Here is a 20035-nt window from a genome sequence, read left to right on the forward strand (position 1 = left end):
ACGGCTTTTAACGCAACAAGGCCGTCTGAAAACGTCATAAAACAACTTTAGGAGAAAAGAGAATGAAACCGATCCACACCCGCCGCATCAAGCAAAGCGCCCTGATTATCAGCACCGCGCTGCTGGCACAATCCGCCTGGGCTTCCGGCTACCACTTCGGCACCCAATCAGTGAGCAGCCAATCCACGGCCAACTCATCGTCTGCCGAAGCCGCCGACCCCTCTACCATTTTCTACAACCCCGCCGGCCTCACCAAGCTGGAAGGCACGCAAGCCACGATTAACCTGAATATCGTGGCGCCGAATGTGAAATACAGCGACGGCGAAGCCAAATATCCGCCCGGCGGCGGCACTGATCCGCAAGAAAATGTGCAAGGCAGCACCAGCGGCAAAATCACCGATGATGTGGTGTTTGCCCCGCATATTTACGCCTCGCACCAGTTGAACGACAAAATCACCGTCGGCTTGGGCACCTATGTGCCGTTTGGCTCGGGCACCGAATACGACCATGACTCGGTGTTGCGCTACAACCTGAACGAGCTCGGCTTACAAACGCTGGCCATCCAGCCCACCGTGGCCTATAAACTGAACGAGCGCCATTCATTTGCCGTGGGCTTTGTGGCACAACACACCACCGCCGAATTGCGCCAATATGCCAACTTCGGCCCGGCGGTAGTGAGCTCATTAGGCAGTAGTGCTGCGCAAATTGGGGCAGGGTTGACGCAAATCGATACTGGTCTGACACAGCTCAATGCCGGTATCAGCCAGCTTGAGGCCGGTATTGCCGCTACCGAAGCCGCCGGCGGTGATGCTTCTGCCCTGCAAACCCAATTGGCCGGTTTGCAAACCCAGCAAGCCGCATTGACTCAGCAGCAGGCCACGCTCACTGCACAACAGGCAGCTGTCGACGACGCTCTGGCTAGTGCCACTGCCGCCAGCCCCGTGGGCAACGGCGCCGCCGACGGCTACGCCAAAGTCAAAGGCGACGACTGGGGCTTCGGCTACAACCTCGCCTGGTTGTGGGACATCAACGACCGCGCCCGTGTCGGTGTCAACTACCGCTCTAAAATCAAACACACCCTTAAAGGCGACGGCGAGTGGCATTTGGTGGGCAACGCCTTTAACGACCCGGTATTGGGCAGCACCATCCAGCAGGGCATCCGTGATCGCGGCTATGTCGAGAAAGAAGACGCATCGGTAAAAATCACCACCCCCGAATCGTTATCGGTGCACGGTATGTATAAGGTCAACCCGCAATGGAATGTGTTTGGCGATGTTACCTGGACGCGCCACTCGCGCTTCAATCAGGCCAACCTGATGTGGGGCAATACCAAGCAAGTAGCCGCCGACGACCAGGGTAACAACACCTCCAACGTGACCAGGCTCACGCCCAACTGGCGCAACACTTATAAAGTGTCGCTCGGTGCCTCTTACCAATACAGCGAGCCGCTGCAACTGCGCGCCGGTATCGCTTATGACCAGTCGCCTGTGAAAAACGCCAACTACCGCATGAGCACGCTGCCCGATAACGACCGCATCTGGCTGTCTTTGGGTGCGAAATATGACATCAACCGCCAACACAGCATCAACGTAGCCTACAGCCATCTGTTTATTAAAAAGGCCACGGCCAATGTGAACGGTTATTGCGGCGGCAGCAGCGCCACCGAAGTGGCCTGCGTATCGAGCAAAACCAACGGCAGCGCCAATTTCAAAAGCAGTGCCAACATCTTAGGTTTGCAATACACCTATAAGTTTTAACCACAGCCTTTCAGACGGCCTTGATGCAGTTTGAGGCCGTCTGAAAGCCAAGAAACAAAGAGAGAGGATTACCATGACCGCAAAAAACTTCGTTATCCGTAAAGCCGCCGTGCTCGGTGCGGGCGTGATGGGCGCGCAGATTGCCGCCCATCTGGCCAACGCCAAGGTGCCGGTGGTGCTGTTTGACCTGCCGGCGAAAGAAGGCCCGAAAAACGGCATCGTGCAAAAAGCCATCGATGCGCTGAAAAAGCAAAAACCTGCGCCCCTGGCCGGTAAAGAGGCCATCGCCTACATCAGCGCCGCCAATTACGACGACGATTTGGCCAAGCTGGCCGATTGCGATTTGGTGATCGAAGCCGTGGCCGAGCGCCTCGACATCAAAGAAAGCCTCTATACCAAAGTGGCGCCGCATTTGGGCGAACACACCATTTTCGCCACCAACACATCGGGCTTGTCGGTTGAAACCCTGAGCGGCAAATTTCCTGCCGATTTGAAACACCGCTTCTGCGGCGTGCATTTCTTCAACCCGCCGCGCTATATGCACTTGGTAGAGCTGATTCCCACCGCCGCCACCGCCCCCGAATATCTCGACAATCTCGAACGCTTCTTGGTAAGCACGCTGGGCAAAGGCGTGGTACGCGCCAAAGACACCCCCAACTTTATCGGCAACCGCATCGGCGTATTCTCGATGCTGGCCACCATCTACAACACCGAAAAATTCGGCCTGCGCTTCGATGTGGTTGACGACCTCACCGGCAAACGCCTCGGCCGTGCCAAATCGGCCACCTTCCGCACCGCTGATGTGGTGGGCTTGGATACCTTCGCCCATGTGGCCAAAACCATGGAAGACAACCTGCCGCAAGACCCATGGCACGCTCATTTTACGCTGCCGCAATGGCTGCACACGCTGATCGAAAACGGCGCCCTCGGCTCAAAAACCAAGGCCGGCATCTTTAAAAAAGAAGGCAAACGCATCATGATGTTCGACCCGGCCGCGGGCGAATATGTGGCTTCAAATAAAAAAGCCGACAGCGAAGTTACCGACATTCTGAAAGAAAAAGACTGGGGCAAAAAGCTGGCTGCCCTGCGCGCAAGCGACAACCCGCAGGCGCAATTTTTGTGGGCGATTTTGCGCGATTCGTTCCACTACATCGCCGTGCACGGCCACAGCATCGCCACCACTGCCCGCGATGTCGATTTCGCCATCCGCTGGGGCTTCGGCTGGGAACAAGGCCCGCTGGAAATCTGGCAGGCCGCCGGCGTGCAGCAGGTTGCCGGCTGGATTCAGGAAGACATCGATGCGGGCGAGGCCATGAGCAATGCGCCGCTGCCCGAGTGGCTCAAAGGCGTGGAAGCGTTCCACAACAATGAAGGCAGCTTCAATTTCAGCACCGGCGCTTACGATGCGCGCTCATCGCTCGATGTTTACCAACGCCAATTCCGCCCCGCCGCGCTGTTGGGCGAAAACCTGCCGCCGCTGGGCAAAACCGTGTTTGAAACCGAAGTGATGCGCGGCTTTACCTTTGATGACGAAATTTTGGTGATTGAAAACCTGAATAAAATGCGCGCCATCAGCCGCGCCGTACTCGAAAGCATCAATCAGGCCATCGCCATTGCCGAAAAAGACTTTAAAGCGCTGGTGTTTTGGGCGCCCGAAGCACCGTTTTCAGTGGGCGCGGATTTGAAATCGATGATGCCCGAATTTGCCACCGGCGATTTCGAAGCGATTGAGAGCATGGTGAAATTGTTCCAAGACACTTCGATGAACCTGCGCTACAGCCAAATCCCCACCGTGTCGGCGGTGCAAGGCTTCGCGTTTGGCGGCGGCTGCGAATTTGTGATGCACAGCAATAAAGTGGTGGCGGCGCTGGAAAGCTATGTCGGCCTGGTGGAAGTGGGCGTCGGCCTGATTCCCGCCGGCGGCGGCACCAAAGATTTCGCCTTGCAGGCCGCACGCGCCAGCCAAGGCGACCTGCTGGCCGCCCTGAAAGACCGCTACATGAATCTGGCCATGGCTAAAGTGGCCACCAGCGCGATTGAGGCCAAAGAAATGGGCTTTATGCGCGAAAGCGATGTGGTGGTGTTCAACAGCTACGAGTTGCTGCATGTGGCGCTGGCCGAAGCGAAAACACTGGCCGACAGCGGCTTCCGCCCCGATATGCCCGCCACCTTCCCCGTGGCCGGCCGCAGCGGCGCCGCCTCGATTAAAGGCCAATTGCTCAACATGAAAGAGGGCGGCTTTATCAGCGAATACGATATGCACATCGGCAGCCAAATCGCTTGGGTGATTACCGGCGGCGACGTCGACCCCGGCACCCTTGTCGACGAACAATGGGTGTTGGATTTGGAGCGCCAAGTGTTTGTCGATTTGCTGAAAAACGAGAAAACGCTGGAGCGCATCGAAAACATGATGTCCACCGGCAAGCCGTTGCGCAACTGATGTTTGAGGCCGTCTGAAAAAAGCTGGCCCTTCAGACGGCTTGAGCAAAACCTGTAGGGCGTGTGGCGAAAGCCGCGCACGCAGTTCAAATCGTTAAAAATCAAAAACACGTGCGTGCCTCTCGGGCACACCCTACACAATCCGCTGAAAGGCCGTCTGAAAAGCCCGAGCATTCAGACGGCCACCCCCAACAGGAGAATACTGTGAAACAATTAAGAGAAGCCTATATCGTAGCCGCCACCCGCACCCCCATCGGCAAAGCCCCGCGCGGCATGCTGCGCACCACCCGCCCCGACGACATGCTCGCGCACGTTATCCGCTCAGTGGTGGCGCAGGCGCCGGGATTTGACCCCGCCGAAATCAATGATGTGGTGGCAGGCTGCGCCTTCCCCGAAGCCGAATCCGGCCTCAACTTTGCCCGCATCGCCGCCTTGTTGGCCGGCTTGCCCGAAACCGTGGGCGGCATCACCATCAACCGCTATTGCTCCAGCGGCATCAACGCGCTGCAAATCGCCGCCGACCGCATCCGCACCGGTGAGGCCGAAGCCGTGATTGCGGCGGGCAGCGAGAGCATGTCGATGATTCCGATGATGGGCAACAAAGTGTCGCTCAACCCTGAAATCTTCGCCAAAGAAGAAAATCTGGGCATCGCTTACGGCATGGGGTTGACCGCCGAAAAAGTGGCCGAACAATGGAACGTCAGCCGCGAAGATCAAGATGCGTTTGCGTTGGAAAGCCACAAACGTGCGCTGGCTGCGATTGAAACCGGCAAGTTCAAAGCCGAAATCAGCCCGATTGAAGCCGTGTACCGCAGCGCCGACTTGGGCAGCCGCGAAGTGAAAGAAGTGCGCAAACTGTGCGACACCGACGAAGGCCCCCGTGCCGACACTTCCGCCGAAGGTTTGGCCAAACTGCGCCCCGTATTTGCCGCCAAAGGCAGCGTAACCGCAGGCAATTCCTCGCAAATGTCGGACGGCGCGGGTGCCTTGCTGGTGGTGAGCGAAGAGGTGCTGAAACGCTACAACCTTACCCCCATCGCCCGCTACGAAGGCTTCGCCGTGCGCGGTGTGCCGCCCGAAATCATGGGCATCGGCCCCAAAGAAGCCATTCCGGCGGTGTTGAAATCATCAGGCTTGAGCTTGAGCGACATGAAATGGATTGAGCTGAACGAAGCCTTTGCCGCCCAATCGCTGGCGGTAATCCGCGATTTGGATTTAGACACCGCCATCGTCAACCCCAACGGCGGCGCCATCGCGCTGGGTCATCCGCTCGGCGCCACCGGCGCCATCCGCGCCGCCACCGCCATCCACGGCTTGCGCGAGCGCGGCGAAAAAGGCTATGCCATGGTGACCATGTGTATCGGCACCGGCATGGGCGCAGCGGGTTTGATTGAAGTGCTGTAAATAGAAATAGTTTTTCTAGAAAAGGCCGTCTGAAAAAAATTCAGACGGCCTCAATTTTCTAGCAGGGGCTGCCGGTATCAATGGCCGACACGGGTGTGCGAAGTTTCCACCCCGCCCTTGATTTCGCCATACATCTGCGTGTTGCCGCCACCTGCACCGCCGGCACAGGCTGATAATAACGCAGCGGCCAGCACGGCAGCCAAACAATATGTTTTCATCTCGATTCCTTGCGGGCTTTCAGACGGCCTATGATAACCGTTTGCACTGGGTTTAAAAGTGATAAAAAACCTGCCTGAAGCTTGTGCAACATGCCGGCTGCTTGAATCAAAAGTTTGCACAAGCTGTCGGCAGGTTTTTATTTTAGCGCATTACAGCTTGTCGGCATCGGCGGCCAGATAAGCCGCCACACCGTCGGGGCTGGCGGTCATGCCTTTGTCGCCTTTGTTCCAGCCGGCCGGGCACACTTCGCCGTTTTCTTCAAAGAATTGCAGTGCATCTACCATGCGCAGCATTTCGTCTACATTGCGGCCGAGCGGCAGATTGTTGACCACCTGGTGTTGCACGATGCCGTTTTTGTCGATTAAAAACGAACCGCGGAATGCCACGCCGTCGGCGCTTTCCACATCATAAGCCTGCATCAGCTCATGTTTCACATCGGCCACCATGGTAAATTTCACCGCGCCGATACCGCCTTCGTTAAGCGGGGTGTTGCGCCAGGCATTGTGGGTAAACTGGCTGTCGCACGATACCGAAAACACTTCTACATTGCGCTGTTTGAAGGCTTCTACACGGTGGTCGTGGGCGATGATTTCAGACGGGCACACAAAGGTGAAATCGAGCGGATAAAAAAATACGACCGCATATTTGCCCTTGGCCGCGGCCTGAAAGTTGAAATCTTCGACGATGCTGCCGTCACCCAATACCGCTGCGAATGTTTTGTCGCTGTCGTGAAAAAACGGAGCGGGTTTGTTTACCAATACGGCCATAATGAATCTCCTTGCTTCGGATGGTTGCGGGAATATCAGTTTACTATAGCCGCTTCACTTATACCAAGGCACAAAAGTCATGCCCATTCACCAAAATAAGCTAACGGCGTTGGCGCGCTTGAGCTCGAAGAGGACGCTTAGGCTGTCCTGATGTGTCATATATCATCATCTTTTTTGCGCAGTAGATGCATTTTCAGGGGCAAAATACGCTTATAAATCGAATGGTCATGACACCCTAAGGCGCTGAACGCCAAGTCAGCCGGCTCCGTAGCTGTGTACTGTCTTCGGCTCGCCGCCTTGTCAGCTTACTTTTGTGGATGGGTATTGTTTGGTCTGAACGCAAAAAAGCAGACCCGCAAGCCTGCTTTTTATCTGCACGTGCCGGGCGGCACTTGCAAAAATCAGCGCACTTCCATCACTTGCAGCATGTTGGTGCTGCCGCTCTCGCGCATGCGTGAGCCGCTGGTGATGATGTATTGGTCGCCGCTTTCCAGCACCTTGCGCTCAACCAGCATGGCTTCCACTTCATCCACAGCGGTATCGTGATCTTTGCTGGTGGCCAACATAATCGGGCGCACGCCGCGATACATGGCCATGCGGCGCTGGGCGGATACGCTCGGGGTGAGCGCGTAAACCGGCAGTTGGATGCTGTGGCGGCTGATTTGGAAGGCGGTGGAGCCGCTTTCGGTTAAGGCCACGATGGCTTTGGCCTGAACGGCGCGGGCAACGTGCACGGCGCCGCTGGCCACCGCTAGGTTGGTGCCCACCGGCGGGTGGATGTTGCTTTCGTCTACGCCGTTGAGCGAATCTTGTTCGGCTTCGGCGGCGGCGCAGATAATCGCCATTTGACGCACGGTTTCAAACGGATAGGCACCCACGGCGGTTTCGGCGGAACACATTACCGCATCGGTGCCGTCGAGCACGGCGTTGGCCACGTCGCTTACTTCGGCGCGGGTGGGCACGGGGTTGGTGATCATGCTTTCCATCATTTGGGTGGCGGTGATGCTGAAGCGGCGCAGCTCGCGGGCGCGTTTGATCATGCGTTTTTGCAGCGCGGGCACGGCGGCATTGCCGACTTCTACGGCCAAATCGCCGCGGGCTACCATGATGCCGTCTGAAGCTTTGATGATTTCGTCGAGGTTTTCAATCGCTTCCACACGCTCGATTTTGGATACCAGGCCGGGGCGCACGGCATCGCTGCCCTGCATTTCCTGCTCGACCAAATCGCGGGCAATTTTGAGGTCTTCGGCCGATTTCACGAAGCTGACCGCCAGATAGTCGCAGCCGATGGCCACGGCGGTTTTGAGGTCGCGGAAATCTTTTTCGGTCAGCGCGCCGGCAGACAAGCCGCCGCCTTGTTTGTTGATGCCTTTGTTGGATTTGAGCTTGTGGCTGTTTTGCACGGTGGTGAGGATTTCGCTGCCGTTTACGCTGTCGACAATCAGGGTCAGCAGGCCGTCGTCGAGCAGCAAGATATCGCCGGCTTTGACATCGTTGGGCAGGTCGCGGTAGTCGAGGCCGACACGTTCGCGGGTGCCTTCGCCTTCATGGGCGGCATCGAGCAGCAGCTTTTCGCCGGCGTTTAATTCGATAAAGCCGTTGACCAGTTTGCCCACGCGGATTTTCGGGCCTTGCAGGTCGGCCATAATGGCCACTTCATGGCCGGCGCGTTTGGCGGCTTCGCGTACGATTTTGGCGTTTTCCTGATGAAATTCGGCGGTGCCGTGGCTGAAGTTGAAGCGCACCACGTTGAGGCCGCCGACACGGATCATGTCTTCGAGCAGGTCAACATTGTTGCTGCCCGGGCCGAGTGTGGCCACGATTTTGGTGTTGTGGCGGATACGGGTTAAGTCGCGTTTGGTCGTGCTCATACGGCTTTCCTTTTAGCTGAAATGATGGGATTCGGTGGAAATTTTAGTTGCAGAATTGTAACCTGAAACCCTGATGGGCAGTCGGAAAATTACAGTTTTTTATGATTTAAACCAAATTATCGGCGCGCTGCCGCTGTATTTCTGCTTGGGTATTACGCGCATATTGTGAAGATGCACAATAAAAAGCGCTGAATTTGTTGGTGTTTACAATGAAGTTGTGTCGGGGCGGGTGAGTCATACGGCTGTAATATTGTTTCATATTTGTTTGACGAAAGAGCCTGGTGGCGTTGTTTTGCCGTGCTGTTTCTGTGCCGGGTTGTTTGACCGGTTTGTTGTGGCAAGCGGGGTTTCAGACGGCCTGAATATCAGGCCGTCTGAAACACTTATACTGGTTCACAAAAGCAAGCGAACCCCGCGGCGAGTTGAAGGCGGTATATGCGTGCGGTGAGGCGCGCCGCCGCCGTTAGCTTATTGTTGTGAATGAGTATTAAGGCTGATGGCCCGATTGCTTGTGGTTGGCGGCCACGCGCATGTAGTGGGCGGCGGAATACACCAGAAAAGCTTTTTCTTCTTCTGTGAGCGCACGTATCTGCTTGACCGGCGAGCCGACGTATAAATAACCGCCTGCCAGCCGTTTGCGCGGCGGCACCAGGCTGCATGCGCCGATCATCACATCATCTTCAATCACCACATCATCCATAATGGTGCTGCCCATGCCTACCAGCACGCGGTTGCCGATGGTGCAGCCGTGCAGCATGACTTTGTGGCCGATGGTAACATCTTCGCCGATTACCAGCGGCGAGCCTTCGGGCTTGGCTTCGTTTTTGTGCGACACATGCAGCATGCTCAAATCTTGCACATTGCTGCGTGCGCCGATACGGATGCTGTTGACATCGCCGCGTATCACCGCAAACGGCCACACCGACACCTGTTCCGCCAGCGCCACCTCGCCGATCACCACGCAGGCAGGGTCGATATAGCAGCTTGCATCGATTTTAGGGCTCTGTTCCAGATAGGGGCGGATGTTCATGGTTTCTCCTTAAGTGTGTGTTTTCAGACGGCCTCAGTGCAGCCCGGGGCTTGCTTGCAGCATATAATAGAATCAGGCCGTCTGAAAAGCCTTATAATCAAACCATCATTTGCATGTGAAAGCACCCCATGAATACCGTTGACCGACTTGCCCGCCTGATTGCTTTCGATACCACCAGCCGCTATTCCAATCTGGCGCTGATACACGATTGCGCCGATTATCTCGAATCGCTCGGCCTCAAGCCCTGGCTGGCGCACAATCCCGAGCAGACCAAAGCCAATCTGTTTGCCACCATTCCCGCTGAGGGCGGCAGCACCGACGGCGGGCTGGTGCTGAGCGGCCACACCGATGTGGTGCCGACAGACGGCCAGCAGTGGCATTCCGACCCCTACACCGCCAATATCCGCAACGGCCGTCTTTACGGGCGCGGCAGCGCCGACATGAAAGGCTTTATCGCCGCCGTGCTTGCCGCTGCGCCCGCGATGGTGCAGGCCAAACTTAAACGCCCGTTGCACATCGCACTTTCATACGATGAAGAAATCGGTTGCCTCGGCGCGCCGGTGATGATTGCCGAATTGCAGCGGCGCGGCCTCGCGCCCGAACACTGCATAGTCGGTGAGCCCACGTCGATGCGCATGGTGGTGGCGCACAAAGGCATCCACACCTTCAAATGCGCCGTGCACGGCAAAGCCGCCCATTCATCGCTCACGCCGCAAGGGGTAAACGCCATCGAATATGCCGCCAAACTGATTGTGTTTATCAACGGCTTGGCAGGCCGTCTGAAAGCCCGCCACGACACCGACCCCGATTACGACGTGCCGTTTTCCACTCTGAGTGTCAACACCATCGGCGGCGGCATTGCCGGCAATATCGTGCCGCAGCTGTGCGAATTCGAATTCGACTACCGCAACCTGCCGCACATGAGCCCCGCCGATATTCTTGCGCCGATTGAAACGCATATCCGCGAAGTGTTGCAGCCGCAGATGCAGGCGGTGGATGAGGCTTGCGGCATTGAAGTGAAACACGGCGAAAACGTGCCCGCCATGCCCGAAGCCGAAGCGCGGCTGCTGCATGAGCTGGTTACTCAGCTGGTAGAAGATTCCGCCCGCCTGAAAGTGGCCTATGCCACCGAAGGCGGCCAGTTTCAGCAGGCCGGTATCGCCACCGTGATTTGCGGCCCCGGCAATATCGAGCAGGCGCACAAAGCCGATGAATTTGTCGAGCTGGCGCAACTGGCGCGGTGCGATGCCTTTTTGCAGAAACTGATTGCCGCGCAGAGCGTTTGAGCGGACAGACAAAAGGCCGTCTGAAGATATGGTTTCAGACGGCCTGAGAGCGGATTGTCAGGCTTTTTGATTACTAGGGTGCCCTGACCATTCATATATCATCATCTTTTTTTCGCTAAAAGCACATCTGCTGCGTTAAAAAGCCTCGCAAGATGCCCAATCTTGCTGCGTTTTTTGCCTTGCATCTGTGCTGTTATCACAAAAAATCTGAATCATTCTGAATGGTCAGGGCATTCTATAGAAACGGCAATTAAATAACTGAATTTCTTAAATCAATCTAATTGTTTTAAAAAGAAATTAACAAAAGATTTTTAGAATTAGAATTGCCGAATAGCATACCTTAGAAATGAAGTGATTGGGCGATAATGGTTGATAACAGGTATCAGCGTTTGCCGCCGAAGCCGATTTCAAGATCTTGCTCTTCCAGCTCAAATTCAGAGCTGCCTGGGCGTGTGAATTCGGCCATACCGGCAAGCTCGTTGGCTTGAGGGCCGAAAAAGCCCAAGCCGTATGTGCCGCTCCCTAATTTGGCGGAGACGGCGCTACTGCTATCTAGAGATACGCCTGCACCATTGAAATTCTCATCTTTTATTCGAGTAATCGGAGCGCTGTTCAGCGTGATATCGCCGAAGGTTGCCAGTCCTGTAATCCTGCCGCTGCCAAGCTTGCGGCCGAAGTCTGCGGTATAAGTCAGCGTGCCTTTTTCACCCGCGCTGAATGCTTCACCTTTATAGGTGTAGCGGCCTGTGCCGGGTAATGCATCAAAGGGGGTTGCATCGCCTTGAATCTCCGCTACTGAAAATGCATCAATCAGCTCGGGTTGGTTGTTGTTGTTACTGCGATATTGATTGTGTATATAGTTGCCGGCCACCACTGAATAGGCTTGTTTGTAGAGATACAATTTGCCGTCGTAAGCTTTCTGATAATCGCCGGTTGGGTTTTTTATCGTCAGCCCGCTATCCAATGCGGTTTCCGTCAAGCCTTGCGGGTAGTGCGAAATATCAATCGTGTCGCCGCTGTGATAGGTTTTGCCGTCAAGCTTGATGTAATAGTTGTAAGAATCATCATCCGACCATTCCGGTATTTGTATTGTGCGGTAACCGTTGGCCGGTGTGGTTGGATTTAAAGGTGTGGTGGTGGCATCAGCAGACAGATTACCCGTGCTGCTACCGCTACTACCGCAAGCAGCCAGAGTCAAGGTGGCGGCAAATACGCCGAGCAGAGATAAGCGTGACATTCAAGTTCCCTTAAGTTTAAATAACTGAGGGATTTTATCATTTTATGTAAAGAAATAGTTATTGGGTTGATGTTTTTTTGATTTTCATTATGCGCGATTACCATTGTCCGCAGGTGATTCTATCCAATCCGGCCAAATCAACCAACGTCACCACCTCTTTAAAACCGCTGCCGGTAAAAATTTCCCGTGCTGCGGCGCCTTGATTGAAGCCGTGTTCCACCATCAGCCGGCCGCTGTGTTTCAAATACTGCGGCGCATTTTCAACCAGCGTGCGGATGCAGCTCAGGCCGTCTGAAAAATCGGTGAGCGCGTGTTGCGGTTCGAAGCGTAAATCGCCTTGTGTCAAATGGGCATCGCCGGCTTCGATATAGGGCGGGTTCGACACAATCACATCGTAGCTGCCGCATTCAGACGGCCTGTCGACAGCAAACCACGAGCCGTGGGCAAATTCGATTGTTGCCCCCAATGCCTGTGCATTTTGTGCGGCCACCGCCAGCGCGGCCCGGCTGATATCGGAAGCGCGCACCCGGGCATCGGGCCGCTCCAGTGCGATGGTAACGGCAACGGCGCCGCTGCCCGTGCCCAAATCCCACACCTTGCCGCCCGGCGGCAAATGCGCCAACGCGGCTTCGACCAGGTGTTCGGTTTCGGGGCGGGGAATCAATACGGCGGGGGTAACGGCAAACGGGCGGCCGTAAAATTCGCGGCTGCCCAAAATATAGGCCATCGGCTCGCCCTGCAAACGGCGGGCGGCCAAGGCATCAAGCGTTGTTTGAATATCGGCGGCCAGGATGTTGCCGTCGCGGGTAATCAGTTGGGCACGGCTCAGGCCGGTTGCCTGTTGCAGCAGCATGCGGGCTTCTGATTTCGGGAGCGGGCTGTTTTGCAGCCATTGGGCAAGGGTTTGCGGCATGGGTTAAACGCTTTCAGACGGCCTTCGGTGGGTTTACAATAAAAATATCGTGGCCAAGCCCAGGAAAATCAGAAAACCGCCGGAGTCGGTCACTGCGGTAATCAGCACCGAGCTGCCGAGCGCCGGATCGCGGCCGGCTTTTTCCATCGCCACGGGAATCAACACGCCCACAGTAGCCGCGAGCAAGAGGTTGAGCGTCATCGCCGCCACCATCACCAGGCCGATGCCGGGGCTGTCGTACAGCAGCCACGACACCAAGCCCATCACGCTGCCCCAAATCACACCGTTAACCAGCGCCACCGCCACTTCTTTTTTCAGCAGCCGCCGCGCCTGGTTGCCGGAAAGCTGGCCGGTGGCCATGGCGCGCACAATCATGGTGATGGTCTGGTTGCCCGAATTGCCGCCGATGCCGGCCACAATCGGCATCAGCGCCGCCAGCGCTACAATTTTGGCAATCGAGCCTTCAAAAGCGCCAATCACGCGGCTGGCGATAAAAGCTGTGCACAAATTGATGGCCAGCCACATCCAGCGGTTTTTCACTGAATCGAGCACCGGCGCAAACAAATCTTCTTCTTCTTGCAAACCGGCCATGTTCAACATATCGGCCTCAGATTCTTCACGAATCACGTCAACCATTTCATCAATGGTAACCCGGCCGATCAGCTTTTTGTTTTCATCGACCACCGGCGCGGTTACCAAGTCGTAGCGCTCAAACGCCTGTGCCGCTTCTTCGGCATCGTCTTCCGGGCGGAAGCGCACCACTTCGGTGGCCATCACATTTTCCACCCGCTCTTCAGGGTCGGCCACCAATAATTTGCGAATCGGCAACACCCCCTGCAACACCTCGTGATCATCAACCACAAAAATCTTGTCGGTGTGGTCGGGCAGCTGCTCGAAGCGGCGCAGATAGCGCAATACCACTTCGCAGCTGACATCGGCGCGGATGCTCACCAGCTCGAAATCCATCAGCGCCCCCACTTGGTCGTCTTCATACGACATCGCCGCCTGCACTTGCGCGCGCTCTTCTTCATCGCGGGTTTTCAGCGCTTCATACACCACCTGGTTGGGCAGGTCGTCGGCCAGTTCGGCCAATTCATCGGCATCCAGATCTTCCACCGCGGCCAGGAGCTCTTCCTTATCCATGGTTTCAATCAGGGTTTCGCGCACCGCATCAGATACTTCGAGCAACACCTCGCCGTCTTCTTCGGGCGCGGCCAAATGCCATACCAGCATCCGCTCTTTTTGCGGCAGCGATTCCAACACCGTGGCCACATCGGCCGGGTGCAGCTCGCGCAAAAGGCCGATTAATTCTACCAGGCAGGTATTGAGTTTGTGCTCTTCAAGCGGCCGGTTGGCTTCGATTTGCTCATAAACGGGCAACAGCGATTCTGCCAGCTCGTGAATGCGGGCGATATCCAGCGGCAGCCGTTCAAGGTCTGTTTGAGAAGGGTTTTGTGCTTCGATGCTCATAAATACTCCGCCCGCCGGCAAGCGCGGACGCGTATTCGGGCGGGGTTAGATGCGTGATTCGGATGATGTGTTAAATGAACTGGGAAGGTCCATGATATATGCCTGCGACACCGCAAGCCTTAGAGTGGAAAACGGGGCGTATTCTACACCTTTCAGACGGCATTACCAACACTTTTGCCAGTGTACGCAGCGAATGTGTCACCACGTAGACGATGATGCGGCTGTGCTGGCGGCAGATGTGGAAATCACCTCGATGCCGTCTGAAAAGCCGCATTGGTTTTCAGAACAGCGGGCCTGTATTTGGCCGGCTTTCTGCTTATTGCCTATATGAAACATCACGTTGCTTTTCTATATGTTATAATAAACGGTTATTTGATTGTATAAAGAGGAGCGGTTTTTCAGAAAGCGGCCTATCCTTGTTATCAAGTCATAAAAAGGCAACGCCATGAAATCGGCGATTGGCATGGTTGCCGGGACACCCTCGTAAACAATCTATTGCGCCAAACAATGCACGATTTTGTTTTGGGGTTTGCTGGGGCAATCAATATTTTGATTGAGTCGGGTTTCAAGGTGCATTTTTTATAAAAATTTGGCCGTCTGAATGGAGAGAAACGAATATGCGCTATTTCTTTGCCGTTTGTGTTTTGCTGTGCACCTCAATGGTGTGGGCTCAGCGTGCCATACCGCAAGATATGGATGTGGCGGTATTGAAACGAGTAAGCTACCCGCAAATTGTGTTGAGCAATGACGGGCTCTCTTGGTTAAAAATACTAACCTTGGGCTGGCTTGACCGTTCGGCTGTCTTTGAGGTGGCGCCTGCGGTGCGCATCAGGGATGAGCATAACCGCTTTATCGTTCGGGGAAAGTTGGTTGCCAAAACAGGTAAAACCGTTGCGGTAAGGCGTGATGGTGGTAATCGTATTTTGGAAATCTGGGTGCTTTCCGAACCGGAGCGGCAGGTTTTCGAGCAGCTTGGTCGCGAGGTCTTTTGAGTATTTGATTGACGGGTGCTTGTTGCTCCTAAAAACGCATATGCTGCGTTAAAAAGCCTCGCAAGATATCTAAATCTTGCGGCGTTTTTTGCCTTGCACCTGTATTTTTATCACAAAAAATCTGAAGAATTCTGAATTGTCGGGAAACCCTTCAGATAAGCAATTTAAAGTTATTGTTATTTAAGTTAGAAAAATCATGAAAAAAGTATTTATCCGTACCTTCGGCTGTCAGATGAATGAATACGACAGTGAAAAAATGCTGTCGGTTTTAGCTGAAGGCGATGAGCTGGTTCAGGTGAATGAAGCGGCGGATGCCGATATTATTCTCTTCAACACCTGCTCTGTGCGCGAAAAAGCGCAGGAAAAAGTGTTTTCCGATTTAGGGCGCGTCAAACCCTTGAAAGCTAAAAATCCCAACCTGATTATCGGTGTGGGCGGCTGTGTGGCCTCGCAGGAAGGCGAGGCGATTGTGAAGCGCGCACCCTATGTGGATGTGGTATTCGGCCCGCAAACTTTGCACCGCTTGCCGCAAATGATTGATGATAAAAAGGTGAGCGGCCGTTCGCAAGTGGATATTTCTTTTCCGGAAATTGAAAAATTTGACCATTTGCCGCCGGCGCGGGTAGAAGGCGGATCGGCATTTGTGTCGATTATGGAAGGGTGTTCGAAATATTGCAGTTTTTGTGTGGTGCCTTATACGCGCGGAGAAGAATTTTCACGACCGCTTAACGATGTGCTGACTGAAATCGCCAACCTGGCTCAGCAGGGCGTGAAGGAAATCAATCTGCTCGGCCAGAATGTTAATGCCTATCGCGGCTTGATGGATGATGGTGAGGTTTGTGATTTTGCCATGCTGCTGCGGATTGTGCATGAGATTCCCGGTATTGAGCGGATGCGTTTTACAACCAGCCACCCGCGCGAATTCAGCGACCGCATCATCGAATGCTATCGTGATTTGCCCAAATTGGTTTCACATCTGCACCTGCCGATTCAAAGCGGCTCCGACCGTGTATTGTCGGCGATGAAGCGCGGTTATACTGCCTTGGAATATAAATCGATTATCCGCAAACTGCGCGCAATCCGACCGGATTTGTGTTTAAGTTCCGATTTTATTGTGGGCTTTCCGGGGGAGACCGAGCAGGAGTTTGAGCAAACGCTGAAATTGGTGAAAGACATTGCTTTTGATTTGAGCTTTGTGTTTATTTACAGTCCGCGCCCGGGCACGCCGGCGGCAAATTTGCCGGACGACACGCCGCAAGCAGAAAAAGTGCGCCGCCTTGAAGCGCTGAATGAAATTATCGAAGTGGAAACGGCGCGTATCAATCAAAGCATGGTAGGCACGGTACAACGTTGCCTGGTAGAAGGGGTGTCAAAAAAAGACCCGGATCAATTACAAGCCCGCACCGCTAATAACCGTGTGGTGAATTTCAGCGGCGATCCTGCGCTGATTAATCAGATGGTGGCTTTGGAAATTACAGAAGCTTATACCTTTTCGCTGCGCGGTAAGCTGCTGGCGTAAGCCTGATCCGCTGCATCTTGATAAACTGTGATATCGGCAGGTGTTGCAATAATATTGATTATGCCTGGTCTGTTTTCATTATTGGCAAAGGCCGTCTGAAAGCCATTCAGACGGCCTTTGCCTTTTATCGGTGATATTTTTGGTTTTGCATTAAGGTTAAATTGTTGACAAAAATACCACACATCTGCCGGAGATTGCATACAAAGCAGCAGAAGTTGGCGGTTGAATCCGCTATAATACGGTCTTAACTTTTGCTTAACAAAGAATAACCATGAATCCTTCAAACAACGGCGTATTAGAACGCTTATTTAAACTGCGTGAAAACGGTTCGAATGTGCGCACAGAGCTTTTGGCCGGATTGACTACTTTTCTGACCATGTGCTACATCATCATTGTTAACCCTTTGATTTTGTCGGAAACCGGCATGGATATCGGGGCGGTGTTTGTGGCCACCTGTATTGCAGCGGCCATCGGCTGTTTTGTGATGGGGGCTTTGGCCAATTATCCGATTGCCTTGGCGCCGGGTATGGGCTTGAATGCTTATTTTACTTATGCCGTGGTCAAAGGCATGGGTGTGCCTTGGCAGATTGCCTTGGGTGCCGTGTTTGTGTCGGGCATTATTTTCATCATTTTCAGCTTATTTAAAGTGCGCGAAGCGTTGGTGAATGCGTTGCCGATGTCGCTGAAAATGTCGATTGCCGCCGGTATCGGCTTGTTTTTGGCGCTGATTGCGCTTAAAGGCTCCGGTATTATTGTCGACAACCCGGCCACATTGGTAGGCATGGGCGATGTGCACAATCCCAGCGCATTGTTGGCGATGCTGGGCTTTTTGATGATTATTGTGCTCGACCACTATCGCGTGCGCGGTGCGATTATTTTGAGCATCTTAGCCATTACCGCCATTGCGGTGGCGATGGGCTTGAGCGAATTCAAAGGCGTGGTCGGCAGCGTGCCCAGTATTGCGCCGACGTTTATGCAGATGGATTTCAACGGCCTGTTTACCGTGAGCATGGTCAGCGTGATTTTTGTCTTTTTCTTGGTTGACTTGTTCGACAGCACCGGCACCCTCGTCGGCGTTTCCCACCGGGCGGGTCTGCTCAAAAACGGCAAACTGCCGCGCCTGAAACGCGCTTTATTGGCCGACTCTACCGCCATTGTTGCCGGTGCTGCCTTAGGCACTTCATCGACTACACCGTATATCGAAAGCGCCTCAGGCGTGGCCGCCGGCGGGCGCACCGGCCTGACCGCCATCACCGTGGGCGTGTTGATGCTGGCCTGTTTGTGGTTCTCGCCGCTGGCGCAAACCGTACCGGCTTTTGCCACCGCTCCGGCATTGCTGTATGTGGGCGTGCATATGATGCGCAGTGCAACTGAAATTGACTGGAACGATATGACTGAAGCGGCACCGTCGTTTCTGACCATTGTGTTCATGCCGTTTGCCTATTCGATTGCCGACGGCATTGCCATGGGCTTTATCAGCTATGCCTTAATCAAGCTGTTATGCGGTAAAGCGGCCGAAGTGCCGCCGATGGTATGGATTGTGGCGGTATTGTGGGCTGCCAAATTCTGGTTTTTGGGGGCGTAAAACACAGAATGCGCTAAAGTGGGATAATAAATTCTGATGATTTGATGAATGGATTTATTCCGCCAATATTGCAGGCCGTCTGAAAGCCATTCAGACGGCCTGAGTTTTTACCAAATATTCTTTGGATATAAATGTTTATATGGCATTGTTCCGATCTGTGTCGGAATCAATATCAGTCGAACGATTCGGCTTCAACAGGTATTTGATACCCATTCACAAAAGTAAACCAACCCGGCGGCGAGCTGAAGACGGGTACAGCCAGCCCTCTTCGAGCTCGGGTGTGCCGGCGCCGGTAGGCTATTTTGGTGAATGGTTATGACAAAGTTTGCAGGATTATTTCTGATCAACAGGGCATAAAAACACAGAGGCCGTCTGAAAGTTTTCAGACGGCCTCTCATTTCATTTGGCGGGTTTATTTCACAATCTGGCTTAATTCGCCTTTGGCGTATTTGTCGGCCATTTTTTCCAATGATACCGGTTGGATTTTTGCCGCTTGGCCTTCGCAGCCGAAAGCCAGATAGCGGTCGATACAGATTTGTTTCATGGCTTCAACGGTTTTGGCCAGATATTTGCGCGGATCAAATTCAGCGGGGTGTTCCGCCATAAATTTGCGGATGGCACCGGTGGAAGCCAAACGCAAATCGGTGTCGATATTGACTTTGCGTACGCCGTGCTTGATACCTTCCACGATTTCTTCGACCGGCACGCCATAAGTTTCGCCGATATTGCCGCCGAATTCGTTAATCACCGCCAGCCATTCCTGCGGCACCGAGCTGGAGCCGTGCATCACCAGATGGGTGTTGGGCAGGGCTTCGTGGATTTCTTTGATACGGTCGATGCGCAACACGTCGCCGGTGGGCTTGCGGGTGAATTTATAGGCGCCGTGGCTGGTGCCGATGGCGATGGCCAGCGCATCCACGCCGGTGTCTTTCACGAAACGGGTGGCGTCTTCCACGCTGGTGAGCATTTGGTCGTGCGAGAGTTTGCCGACCGCGCCCACGCCGTCTTCTTCGCCGGCTTCACCGGTTTCCAGGTTGCCCAACACGCCGATTTCGCCTTCTACCGACACGCCGCAGGCATGGGAAAATTCGACCACTTTGCGGGTAACGTCAACGTTGTATTCATAAGAGGCGGGGGTTTTACCGTCGGCCAGCAGCGAGCCGTCCATCATCACCGAGCTGAAGCCCAGCTGGATGGAGCGTTGGCACACATCGGGCGAGGCACCGTGATCTTGGTGCATCACCACGGGAATATGCGGAAATTCTTCTACCGCAGCCAGAATCAAATGGCGTAAAAACGGGGCGCCGGCATATTTCCGTGCGCCTGCGCTGGCCTGCACAATCACCGGTGCGTTGACTTGGTCGGCGGCTTCCATGATGGCGCGCATCTGTTCGAGATTGTTTACATTAAATGCCGGCAGGCCGTAGCTGTGTTCCGCCGCATGGTCCAACAGTTGGCGCATGGATACAAGTGCCATGATAGAAGCTCCTCAGATTTGTAGTCGTTTGTAGTAAAAATGCTGCGGTTATGATTATATCAGCTTATC

16 protein-coding genes are annotated in these 20035 nt (G+C 54.4%); 7 read left to right on the top strand and 9 right to left on the bottom strand.

Going from position 1 to position 20035, the window contains the following annotated elements; all coding sequences use genetic code 11:
* The first annotated feature begins 62 nt into the window (after positions 1-62).
* The 3 genes from LVJ83_RS01280 to LVJ83_RS01290 all read left to right on the top strand — a co-directional run bounded on the left by LVJ83_RS01280 (position 63) and on the right by LVJ83_RS01290 (position 5600).
* Entirely contained in the window at positions 63-1757 is a 1695-nt protein-coding gene (locus LVJ83_RS01280; RefSeq protein WP_244785547.1) for an OmpP1/FadL family transporter, read from the top strand.
* Between the two features lie 73 nt (positions 1758-1830).
* A complete protein-coding gene (locus LVJ83_RS01285; RefSeq protein WP_244785550.1) occupies positions 1831-4197 on the top strand; it encodes a 3-hydroxyacyl-CoA dehydrogenase/enoyl-CoA hydratase family protein in 2367 nt (788 codons plus the stop codon).
* A 203-nt stretch (positions 4198-4400) separates the two neighbouring features.
* Positions 4401-5600: an acetyl-CoA C-acyltransferase gene (locus tag LVJ83_RS01290; protein WP_244785552.1), complete on the top strand. Its 1200-nt coding sequence runs from the start codon at positions 4401-4403 to the stop codon at positions 5598-5600.
* 77 nt (positions 5601-5677) lie between these two features.
* Here the strand turns inward: LVJ83_RS01290 and LVJ83_RS01295 are convergent, their stop codons facing one another.
* The 4 genes from LVJ83_RS01295 to LVJ83_RS01310 all read right to left on the bottom strand — a co-directional run bounded on the left by LVJ83_RS01295 (position 5678) and on the right by LVJ83_RS01310 (position 9487).
* Entirely contained in the window at positions 5678-5818 is a 141-nt protein-coding gene (locus LVJ83_RS01295) for a hypothetical protein (protein WP_244785554.1), read from the bottom strand.
* Between the two features lie 150 nt (positions 5819-5968).
* A complete protein-coding gene (locus LVJ83_RS01300) occupies positions 5969-6586 on the bottom strand; it encodes a peroxiredoxin (protein WP_244785556.1) in 618 nt (205 codons plus the stop codon).
* 401 nt (positions 6587-6987) lie between these two features.
* Positions 6988-8457, bottom strand: coding sequence for a pyruvate kinase (gene pyk / locus LVJ83_RS01305; protein WP_244785558.1), 1470 nt, complete (start codon positions 8455-8457; stop codon positions 6988-6990).
* 487 nt (positions 8458-8944) lie between these two features.
* Positions 8945-9487, bottom strand: coding sequence for a gamma carbonic anhydrase family protein (locus LVJ83_RS01310; protein ID WP_244785560.1), 543 nt, complete (start codon positions 9485-9487; stop codon positions 8945-8947).
* A gap of 128 nt (positions 9488-9615) precedes the next feature.
* Between LVJ83_RS01310 and argE the strand changes: the two genes are divergently transcribed.
* Positions 9616-10773, top strand: coding sequence for an acetylornithine deacetylase (argE, locus tag LVJ83_RS01315; protein ID WP_244785562.1), 1158 nt, complete (start codon positions 9616-9618; stop codon positions 10771-10773).
* A 382-nt stretch (positions 10774-11155) separates the two neighbouring features.
* Here the strand turns inward: argE and LVJ83_RS01320 are convergent, their stop codons facing one another.
* The 3 genes from LVJ83_RS01320 to mgtE form a co-directional block, all read right to left on the bottom strand.
* Entirely contained in the window at positions 11156-12010 is an 855-nt protein-coding gene (locus LVJ83_RS01320; RefSeq protein WP_244785564.1) for a factor H binding family protein, read from the bottom strand.
* Positions 12011-12107: 97 nt separating this feature from the next.
* Positions 12108-12923: a peptide chain release factor N(5)-glutamine methyltransferase gene (gene prmC, locus LVJ83_RS01325; RefSeq protein ID WP_244785566.1), complete on the bottom strand. Its 816-nt coding sequence runs from the start codon at positions 12921-12923 to the stop codon at positions 12108-12110.
* 33 nt (positions 12924-12956) lie between these two features.
* Entirely contained in the window at positions 12957-14393 is a 1437-nt protein-coding gene (mgtE, locus tag LVJ83_RS01330; RefSeq protein ID WP_244785568.1) for a magnesium transporter, read from the bottom strand.
* A 617-nt stretch (positions 14394-15010) separates the two neighbouring features.
* On the opposite strand from mgtE, the gene LVJ83_RS01335 reads away from it, so the two are divergent.
* Both LVJ83_RS01335 and miaB read left to right on the top strand, forming a co-directional pair.
* A complete protein-coding gene (locus LVJ83_RS01335; RefSeq protein ID WP_244785571.1) occupies positions 15011-15385 on the top strand; it encodes a hypothetical protein in 375 nt (124 codons plus the stop codon).
* A 196-nt stretch (positions 15386-15581) separates the two neighbouring features.
* Positions 15582-16904, top strand: a complete 1323-nt coding sequence (gene miaB / locus LVJ83_RS01340; protein ID WP_244785573.1) for a tRNA (N6-isopentenyl adenosine(37)-C2)-methylthiotransferase MiaB — start codon at positions 15582-15584, stop codon at positions 16902-16904.
* Here miaB and LVJ83_RS01345 read toward each other — a convergent pair.
* A complete protein-coding gene (locus LVJ83_RS01345) occupies positions 16868-17188 on the bottom strand; it encodes a hypothetical protein (RefSeq protein WP_244785575.1) in 321 nt (106 codons plus the stop codon). The two genes, miaB and LVJ83_RS01345, sit on opposite strands and share 37 nt — an antisense overlap.
* Between LVJ83_RS01345 and LVJ83_RS01350 the strand changes: the two genes are divergently transcribed.
* Entirely contained in the window at positions 17176-18489 is a 1314-nt protein-coding gene (locus LVJ83_RS01350) for an NCS2 family permease (protein ID WP_244785577.1), read from the top strand. The two genes, LVJ83_RS01345 and LVJ83_RS01350, sit on opposite strands and share 13 nt — an antisense overlap.
* Positions 18490-18901: 412 nt before the next feature.
* Here LVJ83_RS01350 and fba read toward each other — a convergent pair whose 3' ends face one another.
* On the bottom strand, positions 18902-19966 hold the full coding sequence (gene fba / locus LVJ83_RS01355) for a class II fructose-bisphosphate aldolase (protein WP_244785578.1): 1065 nt from the start codon (positions 19964-19966) through the stop codon (positions 18902-18904).
* Positions 19967-20035 lie beyond the last annotated feature (69 nt).

Origin of the sequence: Uruburuella testudinis, assembly GCF_022870865.1 — a bacterium.
GTDB lineage: Bacteria > Pseudomonadota > Gammaproteobacteria > Burkholderiales > Neisseriaceae > Neisseria > Neisseria testudinis.